The sequence below is a fragment of the Methanolobus bombayensis genome, assembly GCF_017873415.1.
GTDB classification, from domain to species: domain Archaea; phylum Halobacteriota; class Methanosarcinia; order Methanosarcinales; family Methanosarcinaceae; genus Methanolobus; species Methanolobus bombayensis.
In genome coordinates this window covers 197,272-220,527 of sequence record NZ_JAGGKD010000001.1, presented here as the reverse complement: position 1 = coordinate 220,527, position 23,256 = coordinate 197,272, and the positions used below count along the sequence as shown (strand labels likewise).

The 23,256-nt window shown below is 41.2% G+C and carries 25 protein-coding genes; 12 read left to right on the top strand and 13 right to left on the bottom strand.

Annotation, left to right across the window (positions count from 1 at the left end; all coding sequences use genetic code 11):
* Positions 1 to 34: 34 nt before the first annotated feature.
* Positions 35 to 1,168, top strand: a complete 1,134-nt coding sequence (locus tag J2746_RS01180; RefSeq protein WP_209615018.1) for a hypothetical protein — start codon at positions 35 to 37, stop codon at positions 1,166 to 1,168.
* A 101-nt stretch (positions 1,169 to 1,269) separates the two neighbouring features.
* Positions 1,270 to 2,553 carry a methanogenesis marker 16 metalloprotein gene (locus J2746_RS01175; RefSeq protein WP_245249912.1) on the top strand — a complete coding sequence of 428 codons (1,284 nt, stop codon included), beginning with the start codon at positions 1,270 to 1,272 and terminating at the stop codon, positions 2,551 to 2,553.
* Here the strand turns inward: J2746_RS01175 and comE are convergent.
* The 9 genes from comE to J2746_RS01130 form a co-directional block, all read right to left on the bottom strand.
* The gene (comE, locus tag J2746_RS01170) at positions 2,522 to 3,085 is read right to left on the bottom strand and encodes a sulfopyruvate decarboxylase subunit beta (protein WP_209615016.1); all 564 of its coding nucleotides are present in this window, start codon (positions 3,083 to 3,085) and stop codon (positions 2,522 to 2,524) included. The two genes, J2746_RS01175 and comE, sit on opposite strands and share 32 nt — an antisense overlap.
* Positions 3,082 to 3,606 (bottom strand): sulfopyruvate decarboxylase subunit alpha, encoded by a 525-nt coding sequence (comD, locus tag J2746_RS01165; RefSeq protein ID WP_209615014.1) that lies wholly within the window; start codon positions 3,604 to 3,606, stop codon positions 3,082 to 3,084. The genes comE and comD overlap by 4 nt, the downstream gene beginning before the upstream one ends.
* Before the next feature lie 23 nt (positions 3,607 to 3,629).
* Positions 3,630 to 4,274: a (Fe-S)-binding protein gene (locus J2746_RS01160; protein WP_209615012.1), complete on the bottom strand. Its 645-nt coding sequence runs from the start codon at positions 4,272 to 4,274 to the stop codon at positions 3,630 to 3,632.
* Between the two features lie 3 nt (positions 4,275 to 4,277).
* Entirely contained in the window at positions 4,278 to 4,976 is a 699-nt protein-coding gene (locus J2746_RS01155) for a GTP-binding protein (protein WP_209615010.1), read from the bottom strand.
* Positions 4,973 to 5,737, bottom strand: a complete 765-nt coding sequence (locus tag J2746_RS01150) for an ATP-binding cassette domain-containing protein (protein WP_209615000.1) — start codon at positions 5,735 to 5,737, stop codon at positions 4,973 to 4,975. The genes J2746_RS01155 and J2746_RS01150 overlap by 4 nt, the downstream gene beginning before the upstream one ends.
* 14 nt (positions 5,738 to 5,751) lie before the next feature.
* Entirely contained in the window at positions 5,752 to 7,002 is a 1,251-nt protein-coding gene (locus J2746_RS01145) for a cysteate synthase (RefSeq protein WP_209614998.1), read from the bottom strand.
* A gap of 153 nt (positions 7,003 to 7,155) precedes the next feature.
* Complete coding sequence (locus J2746_RS01140) at positions 7,156 to 7,878, bottom strand: tetratricopeptide repeat protein (protein WP_209614996.1); 723 nt, start codon at positions 7,876 to 7,878, stop codon at positions 7,156 to 7,158.
* A gap of 101 nt (positions 7,879 to 7,979) precedes the next feature.
* Positions 7,980 to 8,636, bottom strand: coding sequence for an HAD family hydrolase (locus J2746_RS01135; protein ID WP_209614994.1), 657 nt, complete (start codon positions 8,634 to 8,636; stop codon positions 7,980 to 7,982).
* A 55-nt stretch (positions 8,637 to 8,691) separates the two neighbouring features.
* Positions 8,692 to 11,883, bottom strand: coding sequence for a tetratricopeptide repeat protein (locus J2746_RS01130; RefSeq protein WP_209614992.1), 3,192 nt, complete (start codon positions 11,881 to 11,883; stop codon positions 8,692 to 8,694).
* A 144-nt stretch (positions 11,884 to 12,027) separates the two neighbouring features.
* Between J2746_RS01130 and J2746_RS01125 the strand changes: the two genes are divergently transcribed.
* On the top strand, positions 12,028 to 12,639 hold the full coding sequence (locus J2746_RS01125) for an IMPACT family protein (RefSeq protein ID WP_209614990.1): 612 nt from the start codon (positions 12,028 to 12,030) through the stop codon (positions 12,637 to 12,639).
* Between the two features lie 112 nt (positions 12,640 to 12,751).
* Positions 12,752 to 15,220, top strand: a complete 2,469-nt coding sequence (locus tag J2746_RS01120) for a tetratricopeptide repeat protein (protein WP_209614988.1) — start codon at positions 12,752 to 12,754, stop codon at positions 15,218 to 15,220.
* A 57-nt stretch (positions 15,221 to 15,277) separates the two neighbouring features.
* Here J2746_RS01120 and J2746_RS01115 read toward each other — a convergent pair whose 3' ends face one another.
* Positions 15,278 to 15,457, bottom strand: coding sequence for a hypothetical protein (locus J2746_RS01115; RefSeq protein WP_209614986.1), 180 nt, complete (start codon positions 15,455 to 15,457; stop codon positions 15,278 to 15,280).
* Positions 15,458 to 15,614: 157 nt separating this feature from the next.
* On the opposite strand from J2746_RS01115, the gene J2746_RS01110 reads away from it, so the two are divergent.
* Positions 15,615 to 16,556 carry a mechanosensitive ion channel family protein gene (locus tag J2746_RS01110; RefSeq protein ID WP_209614984.1) on the top strand — a complete coding sequence of 314 codons (942 nt, stop codon included), beginning with the start codon at positions 15,615 to 15,617 and terminating at the stop codon, positions 16,554 to 16,556.
* Between the two features lie 36 nt (positions 16,557 to 16,592).
* Here J2746_RS01110 and J2746_RS01105 read toward each other — a convergent pair whose 3' ends face one another.
* Positions 16,593 to 17,045, bottom strand: coding sequence for a DUF5788 family protein (locus J2746_RS01105; protein ID WP_209614982.1), 453 nt, complete (start codon positions 17,043 to 17,045; stop codon positions 16,593 to 16,595).
* A 150-nt stretch (positions 17,046 to 17,195) separates the two neighbouring features.
* Between J2746_RS01105 and J2746_RS01100 the strand changes: the two genes are divergently transcribed.
* The 3 genes from J2746_RS01100 (at position 17,196) to J2746_RS01090 (ending at position 19,214) form a co-directional block, all read left to right on the top strand.
* A complete protein-coding gene (locus J2746_RS01100) occupies positions 17,196 to 18,098 on the top strand; it encodes a PrsW family intramembrane metalloprotease (RefSeq protein WP_209614981.1) in 903 nt (300 codons plus the stop codon).
* A 43-nt stretch (positions 18,099 to 18,141) separates the two neighbouring features.
* Positions 18,142 to 18,750 (top strand): hypothetical protein, encoded by a 609-nt coding sequence (locus J2746_RS01095; RefSeq protein WP_209614979.1) that lies wholly within the window; start codon positions 18,142 to 18,144, stop codon positions 18,748 to 18,750.
* Positions 18,751 to 18,827: 77 nt separating this feature from the next.
* Positions 18,828 to 19,214, top strand: a complete 387-nt coding sequence (locus J2746_RS01090) for a hypothetical protein (protein WP_209614976.1) — start codon at positions 18,828 to 18,830, stop codon at positions 19,212 to 19,214.
* Here the strand turns inward: J2746_RS01090 and J2746_RS01085 are convergent, their stop codons facing one another.
* On the bottom strand, positions 19,215 to 19,727 hold the full coding sequence (locus J2746_RS01085; protein ID WP_209614975.1) for a gamma carbonic anhydrase family protein: 513 nt from the start codon (positions 19,725 to 19,727) through the stop codon (positions 19,215 to 19,217). It lies immediately after the preceding gene.
* 45 nt (positions 19,728 to 19,772) lie between these two features.
* Positions 19,773 to 19,904: a hypothetical protein gene (locus J2746_RS14825; protein WP_280921200.1), complete on the bottom strand. Its 132-nt coding sequence runs from the start codon at positions 19,902 to 19,904 to the stop codon at positions 19,773 to 19,775.
* A gap of 150 nt (positions 19,905 to 20,054) precedes the next feature.
* Here J2746_RS14825 and J2746_RS01080 point away from each other — a divergent pair, with 150 nt between their 5' ends.
* The 4 genes from J2746_RS01080 to J2746_RS01065 all read left to right on the top strand — a co-directional run bounded on the left by J2746_RS01080 (position 20,055) and on the right by J2746_RS01065 (position 23,250).
* Complete coding sequence (locus J2746_RS01080) at positions 20,055 to 20,531, top strand: ATP-dependent zinc protease family protein (RefSeq protein WP_209614973.1); 477 nt, start codon at positions 20,055 to 20,057, stop codon at positions 20,529 to 20,531.
* The gene (rimK, locus tag J2746_RS01075) at positions 20,531 to 21,436 is read left to right on the top strand and encodes a 30S ribosomal protein S6--L-glutamate ligase (protein ID WP_209614971.1); all 906 of its coding nucleotides are present in this window, start codon (positions 20,531 to 20,533) and stop codon (positions 21,434 to 21,436) included. The genes J2746_RS01080 and rimK overlap by 1 nt, the downstream gene beginning before the upstream one ends.
* Positions 21,437 to 21,439: 3 nt before the next feature.
* Positions 21,440 to 22,456 carry a succinylglutamate desuccinylase/aspartoacylase family protein gene (locus tag J2746_RS01070; protein ID WP_209614969.1) on the top strand — a complete coding sequence of 339 codons (1,017 nt, stop codon included), beginning with the start codon at positions 21,440 to 21,442 and terminating at the stop codon, positions 22,454 to 22,456.
* Between the two features lie 83 nt (positions 22,457 to 22,539).
* Positions 22,540 to 23,250, top strand: a complete 711-nt coding sequence (locus J2746_RS01065; RefSeq protein ID WP_209614967.1) for an alpha/beta hydrolase — start codon at positions 22,540 to 22,542, stop codon at positions 23,248 to 23,250.
* Positions 23,251 to 23,256 lie beyond the last annotated feature (6 nt).

Here is a 23,256-nt window from a genome sequence, read left to right as displayed (position 1 = left end):
AGAATATAAGCATTAAAAACAAGATGGGGATTAGATGAAATACACATTTCAGGACTCTACCGAATTACCTTTACAAAGAGATTTTATTCAGGACCTTAACAATTTCATAGAAATGGCAAAGAAGGTCCTGCCACTTGAAAACTCTGCTATTGAGCTCAGCGAGGAGGAGACAGAAGAGATATCCTCTCTTGAAGCAAGAATCAGGAGCATCGAAGAATTCAGCAAAGATGTTCAGCAATATGTCGATGAGCGTGCAAAAGGCGCAGAGGACAAAGAGATTCTCGAATGCAGGAATTCTGTTATCGATGCATGTGTTGAGACCGCTAATAAAGGACTCAAGGAACTGAACCAGAAACTGGAACAGATAAAGAGACAATCCGAAAGCGGTATCTACAAGATCGAGATGGACCTGCTTAACAACCTGAATCCGCTTTTCGAATCCGGCATATACGGAGCAAGAAAGGCATATTCTGTGACAGCAAACAACGGATCGCTTAAAGGTACCCTTAAAGCTTCATTCTCAGGAATGGAATATAGCTGCGATCTTGTGTATGCTCATGAAACGCTTTCTGTCAGGGAAATGTACGGAGAATTATCTCTGCCGACCTGGACAAAAGCAGGACTTTTTTCCAAAGAGAACAAGGTCAAAATGATCGATGTCTCGGATTACACCATCACTTCAATGAATTTTGATGGTGACGCACACGTTGATATTAGCTTTGTGAACAAGAAAGGTGACCAGAAATTCAAGGTTGCTTCTGATAATGACACATACCAGATTTTCCATGGTGAGTTTGAGATCACAGGTGATGAAAAACTCATACAGTCACTGAATGTCAAAAATATTGCAGGTATTGTGGAAGATGCAAAAAAATACATGGAACTTTTCATCAAGCACCAGAAATTAACCCACATTTTACTTGATGGAGAGGATGCCGTACGTAATAATGAGGTTTTTGACTGCCTGAAACTCATTGCAGAACAATACGGAGACATCGTCAGAGAATCTCTGGAAAAAGGCTACGTTAAGAACGAGATCACCATCAAGATCGAAGCATCTGACGGAACCAGGACTGAGAAATACATAACCAAGGAAGAGGCATTCGACCAGCTCGCAGAACTTGGAAGCGAAGGTCTGGAACTTGCCAGCATACTTGGCGTGGATTAATGCAGCAATCGCTGCAATCTTTTTTTACTTTTAGCTCTATATTTACTTACGCTTGAATTTAGATTTAAGCAAATCATAATAACCATTAAAGAGGGATACTTTTGGAACGTTCAGTAGCTGCTATCAGGGAGAAATTACAAAAGAAAGAAGCTGTGGTTATGACAGCTCAGGAGATATCCGAACTTATGGACAAAGGTGAAGATATCTGCAATATGGATGTGGATGTTGTCACAACTGCTACAAGAGCCATAATGAGCGGAACCTATGCTGTCCTGTCATTCCCTGTAAACTCCCCGGTATGCTTTAAAAGAGCATCAAAAGTGCTTCTGAACGGTGTACCAGCTCATGTGGGGCCCTGCCCGAATGAAAGTCTTGGAATCGTCGATGCGATCGTTTTTGGAACTGCGCATTCCATCCTCAAACACAACTATGGTGCAGGTCATCTTTTCAGGGAACTTGTTGAAGGAAAAGAAGTTGATGTTTCTGTTGTAACAAATGAGGAAGAAACAATTGAAAGTCAGGTCAAACTGGAAGAAATGCCTTATGCAAAACTCTACGCTACAAGACATGCATTCAAGAACTATGCAGCCTTTGTGAATGGCTCCGATAGACCAGTGAACACCATCTTCCACGCAACCCAGTTCAGTCCTGATATGCACGGTGCAACACTTTCCGGATGCGGAGAGATAAATCCTGTGCAGAATGACCCTAAGATGGAAACTATTGGAATTGGCACACGTGTGCTAATGAACGGAGCCGAAGGCTTCGTTATAGGAGAAGGAACACGCAGCAGCCCTGCAAAGCCAAATCTCGCCGGAGTTGCTGATATGCACAAGATGGATGCAGCCCTCATGGGAGGATTCAAAACATCTGCCGGACCAGAGTGTATTGCATCATGGGCAGTTGCAATACCTGTAACAAGCCAGTCCGTACTTGATGCTGCCCTGCAGACAGACAGTGACATTCCAATGGTTGTAAACGATGTCGATAAAAGAGTGATGATCGGCAGCAGCACCTATGCAGATGCATGGAAAAATACCGACCGGACAATAAGTTTCAATCCTGATGCATGTCTTGATTGCGAAGTCTGCAAACCTATCAGAGATTGCCCTATGGAAGCAATTCAGCGCAAAGACGACAGAATGATGCTGAACAGATACCAGTGCTTCAATTGTGGATTCTGCTCAACTGTATGCCCTGGAGGAGTTTTCACTGCTGAACTTGGAACCCTTCACTTTAAACTGGAAGGACAACACAAGGATGTTCCTATTGTTCTGAGACAATCTGACAGAAAGAGAGCAGAAGAGCTGGCAGAGAAATTGAAAGAGAAGATACTGAGTGGAGAATTCAAGCTCAATGAGATGGTTGAGAGGATATATCCGTAAACCGCTCAATAATTCCCTCAGGTGTCATTTCAATAACCGGTGCATCCGTATTCCCCGGCTCTGCTTTTGCAACAATGATACCTTTATCCGTGCTTTTCAGCACATCCCTGAGTTCTTCAGGAGTAGAAACCTCAAAAACATCCTTATTACCAGCACCTCTTGCAACTGCTGCAAGGTCAGTAACTACAGACGTAGCGGTGGGCTGGTTTCCTGTTGAACCGTAAGCACCGTTATCAACTATTACCAGCAGGTAATTTTCAGGACTTTGTGTAGCTATGGTTGCAAGGGTTCCCATATTCATGAGAATGGAACCGTCACCGTCTATTGCAACAACTTTTTTATCAGGGCGTGCAAGTGCAAGACCAAGCCCTATGGAAGATGCAAGTCCCATGGAACCGAGCATGTAGAAATTTGTCGGAACATCACAGACATGATGAATCTCCTTACATGGAATTCCGATATTGCCTATAAGCAAGGCACCGCTTTCCTTTACTTTTGTCGCAATTTCATTGATCGCATCTATGCGTTTCATGCCTGTTTCCTCCAGAATGGAATTGGTAAAAGTACCGCAACTGGTTTTTTCTGCTCTGCTGCCGTGTTCCATGCTTTAACAATCAGGTCTGCCGAGTCAACATCTTTTCCCGGCATGAAATATGGAATCTCCATTGTATCAAGTAACTTTGAAGTGAGTTCGCCCATTGGAACCTGGGCTACAATAGGTTCGCCTTCCACGCCCCTGTGGCTTACTATCATCAAAAGCGGGATGTTGTAAAGCTGATTAAGCGATGCGAGAGCATTAATAGAATTTCCAAGACCGGAATTCTGCATTAGCATTGCAGTTTTTTTCCCGCCCATGTAGGCTCCTGCACAGATTCCCACGCCTTCTTCCTCACGGGTTACAGGAAGATGAAGTATTTCAGGAGCTTTATCGACCATTGGAATCAGTTCCTTGAGATTGGCACATGGAACACTCACTATGAAATCAATTCCTGCATCATTTATACCTTTGAATACAGCTTCAGATGGAGTTAGAATTTCCGGCGAACCTGTCATGAAATCACCTTCTTTACTATACTTTACCATACTTTAAGATCAATAGCTTCGATGCGTACGTTCTTACCTTCAACTCCGACAACCATGCCGGAGTGAACTTTCTGCATCATGCAGTATTCGGGAACGAAACGTACTGTCTGGCCGACTTTAGGGATCTTTCCCTTTGCCACTTTGCCATCAAAGGCAAGTATCATACAGAGGCCAACATCCTTGAACTTGAAATCATCATTTCCAAGCCTGTGAAGCGGCCCTACCATGTGAACTGTGAATATGCAACCTGGTGTTTTGTCAATGACCTTTGCAAAATGAGTTACAGGGCAACCCAGTGGCCTGTAGCGAAGAAAGTCACCAACCTCTATCTCAATGGAACCGTCAAACGGATGGATATCTTCTCTGCATGAACATTCGTCCTTTAGAGGTGCAAGTGTGAAATCGGCATCCAGACCATCAATTATGCCGACTATCTTTTCAGCCATTGGAATCTCTTTACCAAGGAGAAAGAGGATCTTATCCACATTGCCCTTGAAATTGTCACGGGCTAGAAATGGACATTTATTCAGGTCTTCAGCATTTTTAGTTTCTGAAAGTTCCGCTGCAAAGTCCCTGCACTGACGGAAGCCACAGCTTCCGCAGTTGTAGCCAGGAAGCAGGTTTTCAATTTCGCTCAAGGGTTATTCCCCCTTGTATTCCATGAAACCGTCAAGGTTTCTCAGGACTCCCATGTGATGCTTTCTTGCAACCCTGTTTTCACCTGTACAGAGTGAGCAGATTGCAAGTGGCGGATTGTAACGCAGGAGCATGTTGTCACCAGCATCAGGACCTGAACCTATCATCTCTGCAAGTTCAAAAGCACCCTTACCCGTCAGTCCGTTGGCTTCAACGATGTTGCATCCGGGATTGACCTCAAGTACTCGTTCCCTGAATACCTCACGCTCTGCCTGTGAAACAAGGTCACCCTTTGTCATGACAACTATATCGGCAGTTGTGAGCAGTGGTCCAACTTTAAGTGGTGTGTTGGGACCTGTTGTAACGTCAATTACACAGACTGCAAGACACTCATCAGGATACGGGGCACAGCGAAGGCAAAGTCCGGCTGTTTCACTCAGCAGGACATCGGCACCTTCTACCTCAGCCCATCTGAGCATTTCTTCGGTGTTGTAAATTGTAAAATGGTCAGGACACATGTCCTTGGCAAGACCCACATGCACAGGGATATCCAGCCTTTTGAAACGCTGGTCATCATCAGTCCAGAGACAGTCTACCTTGACAACTGCAGGACGTTTCTCATTCCTCATGAGAGCTTTGATGGTATGCAAAAGAACAGAAGTTTTCCCCGAGCCTGGTGTACCTGCAAGTACTACCAGCTTCATGCGACCTCACCTACAATATCTCCGCGTCTGATGGTTTCCCTCAGGGACATGAGCCAGTTATCAACTTCACTTATCTTGCAGCAGACATCCTGCTCTTCCTGGCTTGTGGAGATTATGTCAACCATGCCACCATTTCTGATGACGATCCTGCGTGAGGACATAAGAGCAAGTACAGGGTCGTGTGTGACAACGACAACGATCTTTCCTTCACCTGCAAGTAACTGCAAAGCTTCCTGCTTCTTGATGCCTGCATTTTCAACTTCATCAATAAGAACCACAGGAGAATCGCTTATTACTGCAATGTCAGCTGTCATAAGTGACCTGGACTGGCCGCCACTGAGAGCTGTGAGGTGGTGGTACGGAGCAATAGGTTCTCCTGTGAGTGTATTAGTAAGTTCTATAACTCTTGAGACAAGACTTGCATCCTTACCTCTGCTGCGTGCGTGCATCTGTAGGAATTCCTCAACTGTCATGTCTGCAAGGAAATGCATATTCTGGGAAAGCTGTGCAACAAGTTTCTTGCGTGGATCTACACGTATGTTTGCATCAGGTTTTTCCCCATTGACAAGAATTGTCCTGCCGGTTGGAGTGTCTCCCTGGGCAAGCTGTTCGATATCATCTATCAGAGTACTCTTCCCGGAGCCAGTGGGACCTACAATGCCCACTATCTCACCACTGGAAATCTCTACTGATCTTATTGGCTCGTCAGCTCCTTCCTTGTTGACTCCACCCATTATAGTAAGATTCATTATTTCACTCATATTAACACCAATCATCAAATTCCAAATACTTCTGTTACCTTTTTTACTACCTTGTCCTCGGCATCTTCATCTTTTGCCGATACTTCGAGTGAAACAGGTAATTGTTTCAATTCATAGTCTTGCACCAATCGTTTTTGTCCGCCACCGGTGATATTCAGGACTATCTCCTCAGCCGGTTTTACCGTTCCTGCTTTGACAGCCTGCACAAGTGTTGCAACTGCAACCGCGGCAGCCGGATTGATATCAATTCCCTCTGACTTCTCAAAGAGTTCCTGGGCAGCGGATGCTTCTTCGTTAGTTACAGCGTAAATGTCGCCACTGCTTGCTTCAATAACATCCTTCACACCACCTTTCAGAGCATATGGTGGCTTTCTGTTAAAGAGAACATCATCATACATTCCGTCAGGACATGCAGCATCTATCGAATCCTCATCTTTCCATAGTGAATACAGAGGCGCACATGGCCGACTCTGACCTAAATGAAGCTTTGGAAGTTTATCCCCAAACCTTCCATCATCAAGTAATCTCAGGGATGCCTCCCATGCTGAGATTCCACCGGTACCGCTTCCTACTGCCTGAAAATAATGGTCATAGAGCTTGCCGGATGTCAGTACAGCATCAAGCATTACAGTACCCATACCATCACGTCTTGCTACGTTCCTGGCACCGCCCTCATTTACAAATCCGTCCCTGGCAGCGATCTTTCCTGCAAGAGAGATCGCATCAAAATAATCGCCTTCAACTGTTACAAGGCAAATTGAATGATTGTCATCATGTAAGGTCCATAATCTGTGGACACTTTCCTTTGGGACCACAAGAAGAAGTGGCTGTCCTGTTATACTGCAAACATTTGCAAAAGCCCTTGCAGTGTTTCCTGCGGATGCCACCACCATTATCCTCTTTTCTTCCTGCTCCCTGATCCTCTGCATTGTAGGGAATGACTCAAGATCCTTGAAAGTGCAGGTCATAAGATCTGCACCTTTTTCCGGCCAGTAACCATTGAAGGCTATCCACAGGTCATCGAGGGCCAGTTCAGAAGCTAAAGCCTCACTTTTGTAAGTTACAGTTCTGCCGGAGCCTTCCTCGATAATGCCGTCAACCGGAAGCCAGTTGTAATATTTCCAGATACCTGGCATATCGGTTGGAATTAGCTGTTTTGCTGTGTAATATGCACGAAGAAGAGATTCGTCCCCGTTTTTACAATTCAATGTATAGGGGTCGTGAACTTCGCCACAGATAAGGCATTTCACACTATACTTATTCATATAACAAAGGTGGAAAGAGCTTTTATAAAAGTAACCCTAAAATGAGAATTATTTACCTACAAAGGATAGGAAATTGGAAAATAAAATACAAAACGGACATTAGTTTGCAATTTCCTTGCAAAAACTTGAGAGATAAAGCCTCAAGTTTTTAATTCATTCTTTATTTTCCAGAATCCCGTGGTAAATCTCTTTGCCTGCAAAGTTGCCCATCATATAGAAATTACTGACCTCGGACCCAAGACCATCCATTATATGATTGATGGAATCGAAGCTCTTGGATAATTTCTCTGCCTGCCCTTCAGTAATTGATTTTCCTTTCTCATGCTCAAAATAATCTTTAAGAAGACCATCAATAACTCCTTTAAAGTGCCAGTCCTGAGGTGATGAAGGAGTTATGGAAATTGAAGTTTTGTACAGTTTCAGTATATCACCATGTCTTCCAAGCCCTATCAAAGCAATCAGTTTACCTGAAAGTGATTCCAAAGACTCTGGACTGGTTTCCAGCAATCCCTCGTAAATTGAAAGAGCATCCTCAAACTTTGAAATCTTATTCAAGAGCATACCATGATGATTCTTTAGCTGTGTATCTTCAGGATATTTATCCATGGCCACACCAAGATAAGAGAGCGCTTCTTCATTATACTCTACCATCTCAAATATCATGGATGTCTGAAGCAGTCTTTCTTTTTCGTCCTCTATCTGCATAAGGAATGCTTCTGCAAAACCTATTCCGCGTTCAGCCATATCAAGTCCATGATAGGTGGCAACTATCTGTAGCAGATGTTCCATGCTTGGAGTCTCACGGAAACTTTCTTTCAGATTTTTCAGGTTATCCTCAAGTGCAGCCTTCATATCAGGTTCGCTTTTATCTTCCATGCTGAATAATATAGAACAATGTATTTTAAAAACTTACGAATAAGTTCAAATATAGCATTTCAGAAATATGGTACATCAGGAAGAACAATTATTCGGGATTGTTATTGAGAAGGATTAATAATATGACCATAGAGATAATCCATTAATGAAGCATGGTCCTTCAACACAATATCAGCCCCTGAAAGCCTGTCAGGAGACACATGTGTGGGTACGCCCACACAATAAAGACCTGCCTTTTTTGCAGATTCAACACCAAGGGGAGCATTTTCCACTACAAGACATTCTTCCTTTTCAATAGCTAACATTTCAACCGCTTTAAGATACGGCTCAGGATATGGTTTTCCGTAATGGACATCCTCACCGGAAACTATAACTTCAAATATGCCGGGAAAAAACTGATCCATAAAAGATTCAACGGTTATACGTTCGGAACCTGTAACAACCGCAAGACGGTAATTTTTTTTCATGGCTTTCAGGCAATCTACTATCCCATCAAATGGTTTAACATCAGCAATGCTTGTGAATATCTCTACTTTTTTCTGTAAAACCAGTTCATACTGGTCAGAATCAACATCTCTGCCTGCTTTCTGAAAAAGCCACTGTAAACCCAGTCTGTGATTGGCGCCCTCTACTTCGTATATGTCCTCCGATGTTACGTTGACTCCCATTTCACGGGAAACCTGAATCCATGCCTCGGCATGATAGGGCATGGAATCCACAAGCACGCCATCCATATCAAAAATAAGAGAACTGAGCATGGGATGTAATTGCCTTAATCAACGATAAAGATTGTGTGATAAAGATAGACATGGATCATGATTCTGTAGTTGTATTTACCGAACTGCTTTCTGAAGTGTCAGAATACCACCTGGATGGCAGTTCATAGTCCAGAGTATCACTGTAAGAGCCTGGCAGGAAGAATTTTGTACCCCTGTCATCAAGAGCTGCTGTAAAGCCCGGATCAATGGACTCAAGTTTTGCCTTGGTTTGGTCTGCAGTTACTGATTTACCAATACGATAAAGAGCAAACTGTTTGTTATATAGCGCTGATGCTGAGTCCGGATCAAGTGCAAGGATCTGATCATAACATTCAACCGCATCATCCACCTCACCCATTATGTTCAGGATGAAGCCTTTGTTATACCATGCAGTGATGCATGAAGGATCAAGTTCCAGAGCTTTCTCATAGTAATGAATAGAACCCTTATAACTGCTCCTCATATAAGCAATTGTACCAAGGTGATACCATGCAGAAGCACTTGCCGGATCAGCTGTCGCTGCTTCTTCAAAGGATGAAGTGGCAGCATCAAGATCACCCATCAGATAATAAGTAAAACCTTTCCTGTTCAATGCATTTACATTATCTGATTCAAGTTCAAGTATAGCATTATAGGTTGCAATTGCCTCATCATATCTTTCGAGTCTGTTGTAGATAGAAGCTTGTCCAAAGAGTGCTATGGAATCTGAAGGAGTGACTTCAAGTATCCGGTCATAGTAACCCAATGCAGCTTCATAGTCACCAAGACCCTCTGCTGCATTGCTTTGTATCTTAAGTACTGTCACATTAGTAGGGTCATACATCAGTACATGATTAAAAGAATCAATGGACTTTTCATAGAGTTCAAGCTTATATGCTGCAAAACCTGCCTTGTACCATACATCTGTGTTCTGGGAATCCTGTTTCAGTATAGCCTCATATGATTTCAATGACTCTGCATAAATTTCCAGATTATCGTAAGCCATTGCTTCGTAGTAGAGAGCAGCAAGGTTATCGGGATCATTTTGAAGTACCGTTGAGAAGGATTCTACAGCTAGCTGATTATCACCATTGTTATAATGTGAAAGACCCTTGCTATACCATGCATCCATATCTGACGGATCAAGCATTACTGCCTGCTCGTAACAGATAATTGCATTCACATAGTCCCCAAGCAGATCATAGGAATTTGCCAGGTTCAGCCAGGCTTTAGTTGAAGAGGGGTTCAGGAGCAAAGCTTTTATATAAGATTCTATTGCCTGGTCAGTCATAGACATTCTTTCAAGAGCAGAACCTCTGGAAACCCATACACTATCATATGTAACTACATTTCCCAATATCTCAGCATTACTGAAATCAGTAGAATAAGAATCTCCAAATGAATTTGATGAATACCAGACAAAGATATCAGAGCTGAAAACCTCATCATCTATGACACCAAAATGCGTGGAAACTGCAGGATAACAGAAAGAACTTGTATTCTGTCTTTCAAGAATATCCATGTTAACATCAAGCTGGAACTTTGCTACAGAATGAGTCGGATCTACCTTGAGAATCTGCTCATACGTAGTAATTGCCTGCTCATGTTCTCCAATCTCGGTCAGTGCATTACCCTTTCTGAGAAGTGCATCAATAGATCCCGGTTGGAGTTCAAGAACTTTTGAATAAACATCCACCGACTCATCATATTTCTCCAGATTATCAAGATCAAGGGCTCTGTTATAATAAGCTGCAGTAAAGTTAGGTTCCAGTTTTACGGCACTTGAATAAGCCTTTTGCGCAGAATTGTATTCCCCCAGCCTGTCATAATCAAGTGCAAGATCATAGTAGATTCTCGGGCATGAGTTATCTTCTTTCACTGATTTTTTATATGAATCTACAGCTTCCTCATACATTCCAAGATTCTCATATGATATTGCCATATTGTACCAGAGAATAGGATGACCGGATTCAATTTCTGCTACATTTTCAAATGCTTCGATTGCACTTTCATAATTAGCCATCTTGTAGAAAGCAAGACCTTTATTATACCACAGTAGTGCGGAATCAGAATCAAAATCAGGTGTTTCTGAATAACAGTCCGATACTTCTACAGGCACCCCGAAAAGATCTCCTCCCGAGCCATAGGAACCTGAGGCTTTATTATCAGTACCTACCTGTAGTGCCTTATCATAAGCTTCGATAGCTTCCTCATAACGGCCCAGTAAATCCAGCACGTCGCCTTTGCGGGTCCACACTTCCCCGTTATCAGGCTCATAAACAAGAACCTGGTTGTAAGCCTTAAGAGCAGACTTATAATCACCGAGTTCTTCGTAGGTTGCCCCCATCTTGTACCATGTGTCAACAGCATATGGATCAAGTGTCAGATAAGTATTGTATTCCTGCACTGCAAGGTCAGGATGTCCGGTTCTCTCAAGGTCAACAGCCTTATTGTAGATTGCGTTAATGTGTTCGGAATCATAATATATGGCCTCATCATAAGCAGAGAGTGCATTCTCATAATCTTCGAGACCATCATATGCCAGTCCTTTTCCGTACCAATAATCTGGGTTATCAGGTTCAATCTCAAGTGCCTTGTTATAATAATCAATAGAGTCATTGTACTTGTTAAGCTCATAAAGACTTGCTGCTGTCATTGAGAAGTCCAAGGACTGTGATTCTGCAAGATCAATCAGTTTGTCGTAATACTGCATAGATTCATTATGTCTTCCAAGTTCTTCAAGAGCAACTGCCTTTTGATACCAGAGACTTGGCAATCTGGGGTCATATGTGATTTCAGGGACTTCGCAGTTCTCAGAAATATCATTCAGTGAAAAAAGACCTATATCAAAGACAGTTTCATAATCAAGTGTGCTTTCATTTGTTATCAACACAAGTGATCTGTTATAGTATTCGATTGCTTTTTCATTTTGACCCTGAGAAGCAAGAGACATCCCTTTTTTGAAAAGAGCTGCAGGAGAATCAGGATGAACTGCAAGTATGCGATCAAATACCTTTGAAGCCTCACTATAATCACCCATAAGATAAAGAGTGGAACCTTTGTTATCAAGTACCTGAATAGAATCAGGTTCTGACTCAAGTGCATCATTATAATAAACAATGGCTTCATCATAAGATCCGTTTTCAGTCAGGGAGACTGCTATTGAGTTGAAATTGCTGGCCTCCTGCCCAATGCTCCCGGCTAAGGGACAAAGAAAAACAAAAGCCAACAGGAGTATTATACCAAGTATAGAGTTTTTGAATTCCATAAAATTACCTGATTGATCCAAAGTCGTAACTAAGAGTTATAATCTGATATAGTAATTGAAAGTATTTACATATATCCACTTGAAGCTGACTGATTGCATACGTTTATTATCATATCATATATATATATATATTAATGAGATAGAATGGAGACTGAAAAATTGACAGGTTTTAAAACACTAAAAAGGCCAGGCCAGGCGCAGATAGATGTTAAAAACTCGATATTCATTGCCTATGCTATCCCATTAGAAGACGAAGAGGAAGCTAAATCATTTATATCCTCAATAAAAAACAGGCATCATGATGCAAACCACAATGTATCAGCCTACCTGATAAACAGGGACAACATACTTGCAATGAAATATGATGATGACGGAGAACCTGCAGGCAGTTCAGGAAAGCCTGTTTTCAAAATCCTTGAAATGAAAGAACTTAGCAATGTTGCAGTGGTTGTCACCCGTTATTTCGGAGGAATTAAACTTGGATTCGGAGGTCTTGCCAGGGCCTACAGGGAAGCAGCCATTGAAGCTATTGAAAATGCAGGCATCATAGAAGTGTCTGACAAATCGGTTGTAAAAATAAAGTCAGATTATTCTGACATGGATACAGTTGTCCATCTTGCAGACCGTTATGGAGCTACACTGAAAACTGATTACTCAGAAGTCGTTTCATTTACCGTGGAAATTGATGCAGAAATAAAAGACACGTTTTTAGAAAAGCTTATTAACATAACCAGGAACAGGGTTATTATTATATAAGATACTTCCACCTAAAAAGCAGAATCAACAAAATCATTCTATATTATTTCCCTGGAAAAATAAATAGGATCATACGTTTGTCTATTAACATCATCAAATAAACGAGAACAACATGTCCAAAAGAGCAAGAGATATGGCATTCAGGCAGTTTAACAAAGGAGTCAGCCTGATAGAAAAAGGAAAGCTTGAAGACGCACTGGATATTCTGAAACAGGCGGAAGAGCAGTCAAGGAATGCAGAATCACCACAGATACAGGTTGCAGTGTTACAGACATATGCAGACCTGTTATTCTCACAGGGAAAGAAAGAGGAAGCCCTGGAAAGATATACAGAAGTTGCAGGTATTATTGAAAATGAACCTGATCACATGCTACCTGAACAGCGAGCTAATATGTTCAGCAATATGGCACTTGCACTTGAGAATGCAGGAAGAAAAGTAGAGGCAAGTGACCGATATGCAATTGCGGCACAAAATTACAGGGATCTTGTCCAAAAGAACCCTTCCAACCTTTCACATATCTCTAACATGGTTTCCACCCTGAATAATATGGGAGCACTGTTTGCTGAAACGGGAAAATATACTAAGGCTTTCGATGCTTTTGAAGAGGCTCTTGAACTCCAGGATGAAATTAATGCAGAAACACAGGAAGAAATCAATCTGCAGAAAAAAAATACTATTCTTGAGAACCTTCTGAACATTCCACTGGAAAAAGCATCTGAAATGGACAGGGAAAAATACGATAAATTGTTGCAGATTTACACGGATGAAGCAGAGAAGGAAGGAGAAGGTTCCCTGAAAATTGCTGCTGTCCTGCAGAGCAGTGCTCATGTGCTGGAAAATGAAGGCAAGAAAGATGACGCATTCTCAAAACTTGAAGAAGCACTTGAGATTACCACAGATTACATTGGTAAAGATGCAGAAGAGGATTACGGCAGAAAGATCAGCATTGATATTCTCAGGGACATGAACAGACTCCTGGAATCAGTAGAAGATACTGAAAAGCTGATGGAAAAGTACGGACTTGTACTGGATGTTTCCAGGAAGATTCTTGCTTCGATGCCTGAAAACGTATCATATCAGCTTAACGTTGCATTCTCACTTGATATAATCGGAAATCTTCTGAAAGAATCCGGCAATATCAGGGAGGCAATAAGAAATATAGAAGAATCAGTAGATATAGTAGTTAACATACTTCAAAATGAAGAAGATGATAATACTACAATTCAGGCTGGTATAAGTATTATTGAAGATATGCTGGCACTGGCAGAATTTGAAGAAGATAATGATTCAAAACTCAAAATATACAGGGAACTTAATAACAAAATAGAAAAACAAGGTCAGAATAATCTTGAACTTGGACTTATCAGTGCTGACATATACAAAAAAACAGGCATTATACTGGCTGATAATAAGAGCTATTCTGAAGCACTTGCGAATCTTGAAAAGGCCTTATCCATATATGAGACCGTAAAACATGCAACAGGAGATGATTCTAAGATGAATGATGTTCTGGAGAACACAGCACTGGCACAATTTAACCTTGGACGTTATGATGAGGCCTTGAAAAGTTACATAGAACTTGCTAAGACCGGAAGCACTGACAGGGGATATTCTGAAAAGATAGATGAGATACTCCTCCAGAAAGAGAAAAAGGCAGACCTTACCGGTGATGTTGAACTTATCAGGAAAGAGTATGATCACATTCTGGAGATAAGAGCGGAACTCCTTGGTCTTGTTCCTGATAAAGACGGAAGGAATGCAGAAAGGATTAAAGAAGTACAGGAGAAAAAAGCAGACATACTTGTTGCAGTCGGTGAACAAAAGGAAGCACTTGCTCTTTATGAACAACTGCAGGAATCAGATAATTCAGGAGAGTATGTACCCAAGATCATAAAACTGCTTGAGAAAATGAAAATATCTGCCACAAATGAACAGTCTGAAAGGAAACTAAAAACTCTGGAATTTTTGCTTTCAAAATATAATGTTCTGGCAGAAAACTATCCCGGAAGCATTCAGATATTGGTAAATAAGGCATCAGTTCTTGATAACATAGCCTATGTTCTTTCAGAAGAAGAGGAAAACGAAGAATCTGCTTATATGTGCAACTATGCCCTTGAAGCATATTCAGAAATAGCAAAACTGGATCATGAGAATTTACTTCCTGTTGAAAGAATAGCAGCACTTAATTCAAGACTGGCAGAGATAGCTGTCAGTGAAGGGAATGCCAGCGAGGCACAATCAAGGTTCCTTACATCCCTTGAAACTTACAAAAATCTAATGGATGCAGACCCTTCAAACATCGAATACGAACTTGACCATGCAGGCGTGCTTGATGGAATGGGATCCTTTTTCCTGAATAGTGGATTGTACGGTGAAGCAAAGAAAAGTTATGAAAATGCATTGCGTTCATATGCTGCGATCATGGATCAGAATCCTGAAAATGAAACATACAGATCCTATGTTGCGATAACCCTGGAGAACCTTGGCTATGTGCTTGAACTCATGGGAAGAAAGGATGATGCAAACTGGATGTATGAAAATGCCGGAAGGATAAAAGAAGGTAACCAAGGCAGCGAGTAAATGAAATGACAATAACCCCGCATTCTTTAGAATGCTATTTTACTTCCCTGCCTGTGCTCATACTCCGAATTGATCTACAGTAGGAATGTGGGTGCGTGCAACATTGAAGATATTGAGGGGATTATCTTCATCCCACATTCCTATGCAATCCAATTTTTCGTTTTTTGCGGGTTTGATGATGTCCATATCGTACCATTTGGGACATTTCTGCCACGCCCATCTTAAAGGCTGTGACAACATTACCTACAAATATAACAAACTATATAAATATATCTATACAATGATATATAATCATTATTATGATGATGAGAGGTTTTGCATGTCTCATATCAAGGGAAAGATAAAAAACAGGAGACAGATTAGATTCATATAAGATCGTAATTAAGATTATTCTGTGAGTGGGAGAAATTACATAGGTATTGTTATATTTGCCTGCATTATCCTGGTACTTTCGTATATCAATTATTTCACAGTCCTGGCACCCGATTATGGTGACATCCTGGTTAAACTTATACAGGCATCAGCCATAATGATGATCGCGTACCTGTTAAACTCCTTTTTGGAGAATATTATCGGGAAACGGGTTCAGGACACAAAGAACAGGTACACACTTCGTAAGGTTGTATCTGTTATAATCACTCTGCTGACTGCCGGAGCCATAATGGTAGTTTTCCTGAAAGAGACAACCACACTGATCGTAGCTTATGGCATATTAAGTGCAGGTATTGTTATCACATTGCAGGATGTGATCCGCAGTTTTGCCGGTGGTATTATCATACTTTTTTCCAGAACCTTCCAGGCAGGGGACAGAATACAGGTTGGTGATTGTTACGGGGATATTCTGGATATAAATTATTTCCATACAACTCTCATGGAGATAAGAGAATGGGTTGACGGGGACCAGTATACAGGAAGAATACTCACAATGCCTAACAGTTTTGTCCTTGACAGTACTGTGAAGAACTATACCCGCGATTTTTCGTTCATATGGGATGAGGTCACAATAATATTGAGTACAGGAAGCGACTGGAGGAAAGCAAGGGATATAGCACTGCGGACCACAAATGAACTGATAAAGAATTATGTAGAGCATTCAAAGAAAGAGCTTGCAAGCATGGAACGAAAATACATGCTTACAACTTATGATGTTGATACAAAGATCTTCGTGCTCATCGAAAGTGACAGGATAGAGATGCATCTGAGATATGTCGTGGACCCAAAACAAAGAAGATATGTGAATGATCTTCTAACGCAGGGCCTGCTTGATGCTTTTAATGAGGAAACAGACATTGTTATCGGAAGCATATCCAGTATTGAGATAATTAAAATGCCATAAAACCTGGGAAATACATGACTTTCTGATATTTTATTGTTATACTCTGCCTGTGTCACGAAGGAACTGAAGCCATCTACGTGCCTCAGCAACACGTTCTTTTGAAAATATCTCACGGAACTCTTTTTCTTTCTCCTTAGCAGTTCCATCCTCTATATCTTTTAAGTCCATGATAGCTCTGAGCAAACCACCTGTCTCATTGAAAAGAGCCTTAGCCTCTTCTTTTGTGAGCGTTGCTGTTTTGAGCTTATTTTCGTCTTCCTGCTCTTTTTCCCTGAGATAAGAGACGTATGTATCAATATGTTTGATATCCTCATCTGTGAGTTTGTCCTTGTTTATGAGACTCCATACAAGTTCATGAAGCTTGCACTTTTTTCCTTTAATGTCAATAGAATACGGTACCTCTTCACCTACCCAGAATAATCTGGCATGTAAAGCTGCAAGAAGTTGTTTTCTTTCCCATTCAGATAATGTATCGTCCTTTGATGACATACTGGTATCTCCAGAGACTCATTTGGATTAAAGCATCTGATTATAAATGAATTAAATAATCTGCTGACCTTAAAGATGTATCCAAGTATTTTTAAGTAAAAATAAGCTTTGTTATATTATAGAGTTGAGTTGAATTAAGGTAACGATAAAATGGATATTACAACTCCAGAAGAAACGCCTGAAGACGCCATTAATGATCAGCAGGCATATTATGAAGAAATTCAGAATCGTAGAAAACTTTCATGGCTTAAAGTTTTCACCGGCGGACTGGTTCTCTACATTTTTGGAGTTTTAGCACTTGCTTCAACCCGCAATACCAACATATTTCCAACCGTTGTAATGCTTGGAAATTTTTTGGTGCCAATCACATATGTTGCTTTCTTCTACCAGAGAAGACACCTGAGCAAACTGGATATGCCAACAACCGCATGGGCATTTTTCTACGGAGGGCTTCTGGGAGTGCTGGCAGCAGCAACCCTTGAACCGATATTCCTGTCACAACATGCACTGTTCTATTCATTTGAAGTAGGGCTGATAGAGGAGTTTGCAAAGATACTTGGAGTACTGGTGATAGCCAAACGCTGCTATCATGATTCGGAAATGGATGGATTGATCCTTGGAGCTGCTTCAGGAATGGGTTTTGCCGCATTAGAGAGTAGTGGTTATGCATTTACAGCTTTTCTTAACAGTGGAGGAAGCCTTTCACAAACAGTGCTTATTACACTTGTAAGAGGGGTTATCGCACCAATAGGACATGGTACATGGACAGCCATACTTGTCAGTACAATGTTCAGGGAAAGCGAACCCCGAAAATTCCATATAAACTTCAAGGTCATCGGAGCATATATAACAGTGGCTGCTCTTCATGGCCTATGGAACGGATTACCGGAAGTCCTTTCAGTATTCCCCATAGCATTGATTAACGTTTTCACTGGCCAGGTAGCCGTTGCAATCATTGGATTCTATCTCCTGTGGAAAAGATATGAAGAAGCTAAAAAGTTACAGATACAGAGGCTCTGGCAGGGAATCAAACAACCCAGGTGCTGGAACTGAGGTTTTGATACTGGAATTATGAAATAAAAAGGCTGGATGAAAAATGAGTTCCGAAAAAAATATTAAATGGGACATCGATGTTTCGATACTAACTAACCGGTTCATACTCAATGAACTATTGAAAGTGCTGGGAATTGCCACTTTGATCACAGCGGCTATTGTTGCACTGATCATGCTTCCATCAGTCCTGAGTGGAAATGTGCATTCCACAAGCAGCAATGTGAGAGATATGAAATACGCACTTATGTTGATCGGAATTTTGTTCTTTTTTACAGTACTGTTTATTTTTGCATACTACAGCAACAAATACATGCTTACCTATAATCTTGACAGCAAAGGCGTAAGCACCATCACCAGAGAGAACCAGAAAGCGAAGAACAGTAAGATCAACTTCCTGCTAATATTCGCCGGACTGCTTACAGGAAACCCAGGTGCTGTGGGTACCGGACTCCTGGCAGCTTCACATCAGAACCAGGATATTAAATGGAAAAAGGTAAAAAAAGCTACTTTTTACCCTAAATCTAAAACAATTGCCCTTAAAGCAGGATTTGCAGAGAAGGGTATTGTGTTCTGTACTCCGGCAAATTATGAATCAGTGACAGAGTACATCAAAGAGATGTGCAATGGTGATTGCAGAATAAAAGAAAAATGAATTTAACAATTCCGAAAGCTCATTTATTGATACTGACATCCGTTAACTATTAAGTAAAAAGGAGACAAAGCAGGGTTATGAATTATTCTTTAATTTTGATAATAATCCTTTTAATACTACTTGTAGGGCTTTTGATGTCTTACTTTGCATTCAAGCTCAAAAAGGAAGAATATAATCGTACCGGGAAATATCCAAGAGGTCACTACATGGGCCAGGGACTTGCAATCGGTATTGCAATAGGGATTCCCATTGCGTTAATTCTGGAAAACATATTCTATGGATATATGATCGGCCTGATACTTGGTACGTTTTTGGGCAGCCGTAATGAGAAAAAGCATGAGAACGAATTAAGACCTCTTACTCCAAAAGAAAGAGACCTTAGAAAAAAGATGGTACTTATATTCGGCGCCCTGTTCATATTCGGCATCCTTATGTTTGTAGCCATGGTCCGTTTTAATCTCTGATCATTTTTCCTTATTCTTATATTCATGCAGCAATTGAACGTAAACGGCTGCATTCTCTTGTATACCCAGAATCTCACTTTCTGTTAGTTCCCTGACAATCTTTGCAGGAACTCCCATGACCATGCTCCCGGCAGGGATCTTCTTCCCCGGCGGCACAAGTGCATTTGCACCAATGATGCAATTATCTCCAATATCCGCACCATCCAGAACTGTCGAATTCATCCCGATAAGAACATTGCTGCCAATTTTACACCCATGAATCACAGCACAGTGACCGATAGTTACATCGTCTGCGATGTCTACACGGGAAGTATCCGAAATGTGTATCACAACGTTATCCTGAACGTTTGATCTGTTACCAATACGAATGGGATTCTCATCACCACGAATTACAGCACCAAACCACACACTGGACTCTTCTCCCAGAACAACATCACCAATTACAGTTGCGTTATCAGCTACGAAAGCAGAATCCGCTATTTCAGGACTTGAAGATTTGAATTTAAGGATCATTTGAATCACGTTTTACAAAACAGATTAACAAAATGATTTTTGAGATCATTTTTGAGTATCAGAGTTTTGAGAATCTTCCTCTTTCTTGCTGCTTTTTTCCAGGCTTTCTCCGAAGTCAATTACCAGATGATTGCATCTGCCACTTTTCGCTCCGCATATCTTACAATATCTTACCATGGGATTCTCCTCCGTAGATAATTAGGTAATGTAAGTAAAATAAACCTGTGGTTGTTTGGGATTCGAGCAGGATTTCTCTATATATACATTCAAAGCCATATAGGATAACAAAAATATATTTCAAATAATGAAAATCTGTGAGAATATCTTATGGGTGAAAAAAAAAGACTTCTTACACTTGGATGGCGAGAATGGGTCAGTTTGCCTGAGCTCGGTCTTCCTGCAATTAAAGCAAAGGTTGACACAGGTGCCAGAACATCAGCATTGCATGCTTTTGACATTGAACAATATACAGAAGACGGTATTGATATGCTCCGGTTCCTTGTGCATCCGGTACAGAAAAACCAGGAATTCATCGTCGAGTGCACGGCTCCAATAAAGGAGCGGCGGCAGGTTACCGATTCCGGCGGGCACAGGGAGATGCGCTATGTCATCGAAACACTTATTGTAATTGACACATATTCCTACCCCATTGAACTAACACTTACTGACCGTGACACCATGCGTTTTAAAATGTTGCTGGGGCGTACTGCTCTGAACAACCGGGCCATAGTAGACCCTGCTGCATCTTTTAATTGTGGAAAAAAAGACGCAAAAATTGTGTACGAATTAAATAGAGGACTATAATGAAAATTGCTTTGCTGTCAAGAAACAAGACACTTTACTCATCAAGAAGGTTAATAGAAGCAGCTCAAGAAAGAGGACATGAAGTGCAGGTAATAGACGTATTGCGTGCTTACATGAACGTCACTTCCCACAAACCTTCCATTCATTACAAAGGAGAGGAACTCACAAACTTCGATGCTGTGATTCCCCGTATCGGAGCTTCAGTCACATCTTATGGTGCAGCCGTTCTGAGACAATTTGAAATGATGGGTGTTTTCCCCCTGAATGAATCAGTGGCTATAACCCGTGCAAGTGACAAACTTCGTTCATTACAACTATTATCCCGCAGGGGCATAGGTTTGCCTGTAACAGTATATGCAAACAAACCCGACGATGTCAAAGACATGATCGATATGGTAGGGGGAGCACCTCTGGTAGTCAAACTTCTTGAGGGAACTCAAGGAATTGGAGTGGTACTTGCAGAAAGCCAGAAAGCTGCTGAAAGTATTATAGAAGGGTTCATGGGAGTCAAAGCAAATATTCTGGTCCAGGAATACATAAAAGAATCGAAAGGAGCAGATATCCGCTGTTTTGTGGTTGGTGGAAAAGTTGTTGCTTCCATGAAAAGACAGGGACCTGAAGGAGAATTCAGATCCAACATGCACCGTGGCGGGACTGCATCAACGATCAGGATCACACCTGAAGAACGCTCTACTGCTGTGCGTGCTGCAAAAATAATGGGACTCAACGTTGCAGGGGTCGATCTTTTACGTTCTAACCACGGACCGGTAGTAATGGAAGTGAATTCCAGTCCCGGACTGCAGGGTATAGAAGAAACGACAGGAAAGGACATTGCTGGCATGATAATAGAATACATCGAAAAGAACAGCAAATTCGGTAAGACCGCAACAAAAGGAAAAGGTTAATTGATGCAGGAAGCAATTACTATAGCTGGAAATGTTATCCAGCCGGGAACCAGAAAGTCTGTAGACCTACCCATTCCTGATTTTTATACTCACGCATCGGCATCTATGCCTGTACACGTTATACATGGAAATAAACCCGGACCATGTCTGCTGGTATGTGCCGCCATTCACGGAGATGAAATAAACGGTGTTGAGATCATCCGTCGTTTATTGAAACATAAAACAGTTAATAACCTAAAAGGCACACTAATCGCCATACCAATTGTGAACGTATTCGGTTTTGTTTCACAATCACGATATTTACCGGACAGAAGAGATCTTAACAGGTCATTTCCCGGTTCAAAGAAGGGATCAATGGCATCCCGTCTGGCAAATATCCTTATGGAAGAGATAGTGGAGAAGTGCACACATATAATAGACCTGCATACCGGAGCAGTTGCCAGAAATAACCTTCCCCAGATACGTGCATATCTGAAAGATAATAAAGAAAAAGAAGAATTGGCACGCGCATTTGGTGTGCCCGTTGTGATTCATACAGAACTTCGGGATGGTTCTCTTCGTGAAGCTGCCGGGGATCTTAACATACCAGTGTTACTATACGAAGCCGGAGAAGCACTTCGTTTTGATGAAGTTGCCATCAGAGCAGGCGTTCGTGGTATTATGGGAGTTATGTCACATCTGGGCATGAGGCAAAAGAAAAGAAAGAAAACAGGTTATGACACAGTCATCTCCGCAGATACCCAATGGATCAGAGCACCTGAGAGTGGAATTATGCGTTCGATAATTCCTTTAGGAACTTCAGTGAAAAAAGGCGACCTGCTTGCTTATATCAATGATCCCCTTGGTGAAATTGAGACTGAAGTGAGAAGTTCTGTTTTTGGAATTGTTATTGGAAAAACAAATCTTCCACTTGCCCATGAAGGCGATGCAATATTCCACATCGCAAAGTATCAAGAGGCAGAAGAGATCTCAGGCTACATTGAAACTTACAATGAAGAACTGGGTTCTCTGAATATGTGATTTATTCCTAAATGGTTCCTGATTAATACCTTGATAAATTATATTTTCAATAGAGAGCTGTGAATTTGTAAAAAGAGAGAAAAATGATAAAACAAAATATATTAATCAATAACATTCCGGCTGTTTTATGGGGAGAAAGTAGCAAAAAACTGTTTGTTACAGTACATGGAAACATGTCACACAAAAATGACATCCCCATCTCCATTCTTGCCGAAGAGACAATTCCTTTAGGTTATCAGGTACTTAGTTTTGATCTCCCACAACACGGAGACAGAAAAGATGAAACTACACCTTGCAAGGTACAGAACTACATAAGTGACCTTCATAAGATAATGGACTATGCACAAACGAAAGCCACCGACATTTGCCTTTTTGCCTGCAGCGTGGGAGCATATTTCAGTTTACTTGCGTACAAAGAAATTCCTTTACAGAAGTGTCTTTTCCTTTCTCCGGTTGTTAACATGGAACAGATCATTGACAATATGATGAGATGGTTCAACGTCAGTGAGGAACAATTAAAAAATGAACAGGAAATCCCCACAACCATCGGACAAACATTATACTGGGACTATTATTGCTATGTAAAAGAAAATCCTATTGATCACTGGAATAAAGCTACTGCAATCCTTTATGGAAAAGAAGATGATCTATGCGAATTTGATATTGTGAGTTCTTTTGTAAAGGAATTCAATTGTGACCTGGAAGTAATGGAAAACGGTGAGCACTATTTTCATACATCAGAACAGCTCAGCTTTTACAGACAATGGGTGAAAGAACACATCTGTAAATCATGAATTTAT

Bases quoted from the DNA above. Each gene is read 5' to 3' on its own strand.
- J2746_RS01140 (WP_209614996.1), bottom strand. From the start codon at position 7,878: ATGGAAGATAAAAGCGAACCTGATATGAAGGCTGCACTTGAGGATAAC.
- J2746_RS01145 (WP_209614998.1), bottom strand. From the start codon at position 7,002: ATGAATAAGTATAGTGTGAAATGCCTTATCTGTGGCGAAGTTCACGAC.
- J2746_RS01080 (WP_209614973.1), top strand. From the start codon at position 20,055: ATGGGTGAAAAAAAAAGACTTCTTACACTTGGATGGCGAGAATGGGTC.
- J2746_RS01105 (WP_209614982.1), bottom strand. From the start codon at position 17,045: ATGTCATCAAAGGACGATACATTATCTGAATGGGAAAGAAAACAACTT.
- J2746_RS01085 (WP_209614975.1), bottom strand. From the start codon at position 19,727: ATGATCCTTAAATTCAAATCTTCAAGTCCTGAAATAGCGGATTCTGCT.
- J2746_RS01095 (WP_209614979.1), top strand. From the start codon at position 18,142: ATGAGTTCCGAAAAAAATATTAAATGGGACATCGATGTTTCGATACTA.
- J2746_RS01100 (WP_209614981.1), top strand. From the start codon at position 17,196: ATGGATATTACAACTCCAGAAGAAACGCCTGAAGACGCCATTAATGAT.
- comD (WP_209615014.1), bottom strand. From the start codon at position 3,606: ATGACAGGTTCGCCGGAAATTCTAACTCCATCTGAAGCTGTATTCAAA.
- J2746_RS01135 (WP_209614994.1), bottom strand. From the start codon at position 8,636: ATGCTCAGTTCTCTTATTTTTGATATGGATGGCGTGCTTGTGGATTCC.
- rimK (WP_209614971.1), top strand. From the start codon at position 20,531: ATGAAAATTGCTTTGCTGTCAAGAAACAAGACACTTTACTCATCAAGA.
- J2746_RS01065 (WP_209614967.1), top strand. From the start codon at position 22,540: ATGATAAAACAAAATATATTAATCAATAACATTCCGGCTGTTTTATGG.
- comE (WP_209615016.1), bottom strand. From the start codon at position 3,085: ATGAAACGCATAGATGCGATCAATGAAATTGCGACAAAAGTAAAGGAA.
- J2746_RS01150 (WP_209615000.1), bottom strand. From the start codon at position 5,737: ATGAGTGAAATAATGAATCTTACTATAATGGGTGGAGTCAACAAGGAA.
- J2746_RS01090 (WP_209614976.1), top strand. From the start codon at position 18,828: ATGAATTATTCTTTAATTTTGATAATAATCCTTTTAATACTACTTGTA.
- J2746_RS01125 (WP_209614990.1), top strand. From the start codon at position 12,028: ATGGAGACTGAAAAATTGACAGGTTTTAAAACACTAAAAAGGCCAGGC.
- J2746_RS01180 (WP_209615018.1), top strand. From the start codon at position 35: ATGAAATACACATTTCAGGACTCTACCGAATTACCTTTACAAAGAGAT.
- J2746_RS14825 (WP_280921200.1), bottom strand. From the start codon at position 19,904: ATGGTAAGATATTGTAAGATATGCGGAGCGAAAAGTGGCAGATGCAAT.
- J2746_RS01155 (WP_209615010.1), bottom strand. From the start codon at position 4,976: ATGAAGCTGGTAGTACTTGCAGGTACACCAGGCTCGGGGAAAACTTCT.
- J2746_RS01130 (WP_209614992.1), bottom strand. From the start codon at position 11,883: ATGGAATTCAAAAACTCTATACTTGGTATAATACTCCTGTTGGCTTTT.
- J2746_RS01070 (WP_209614969.1), top strand. From the start codon at position 21,440: ATGCAGGAAGCAATTACTATAGCTGGAAATGTTATCCAGCCGGGAACC.
- J2746_RS01120 (WP_209614988.1), top strand. From the start codon at position 12,752: ATGTCCAAAAGAGCAAGAGATATGGCATTCAGGCAGTTTAACAAAGGA.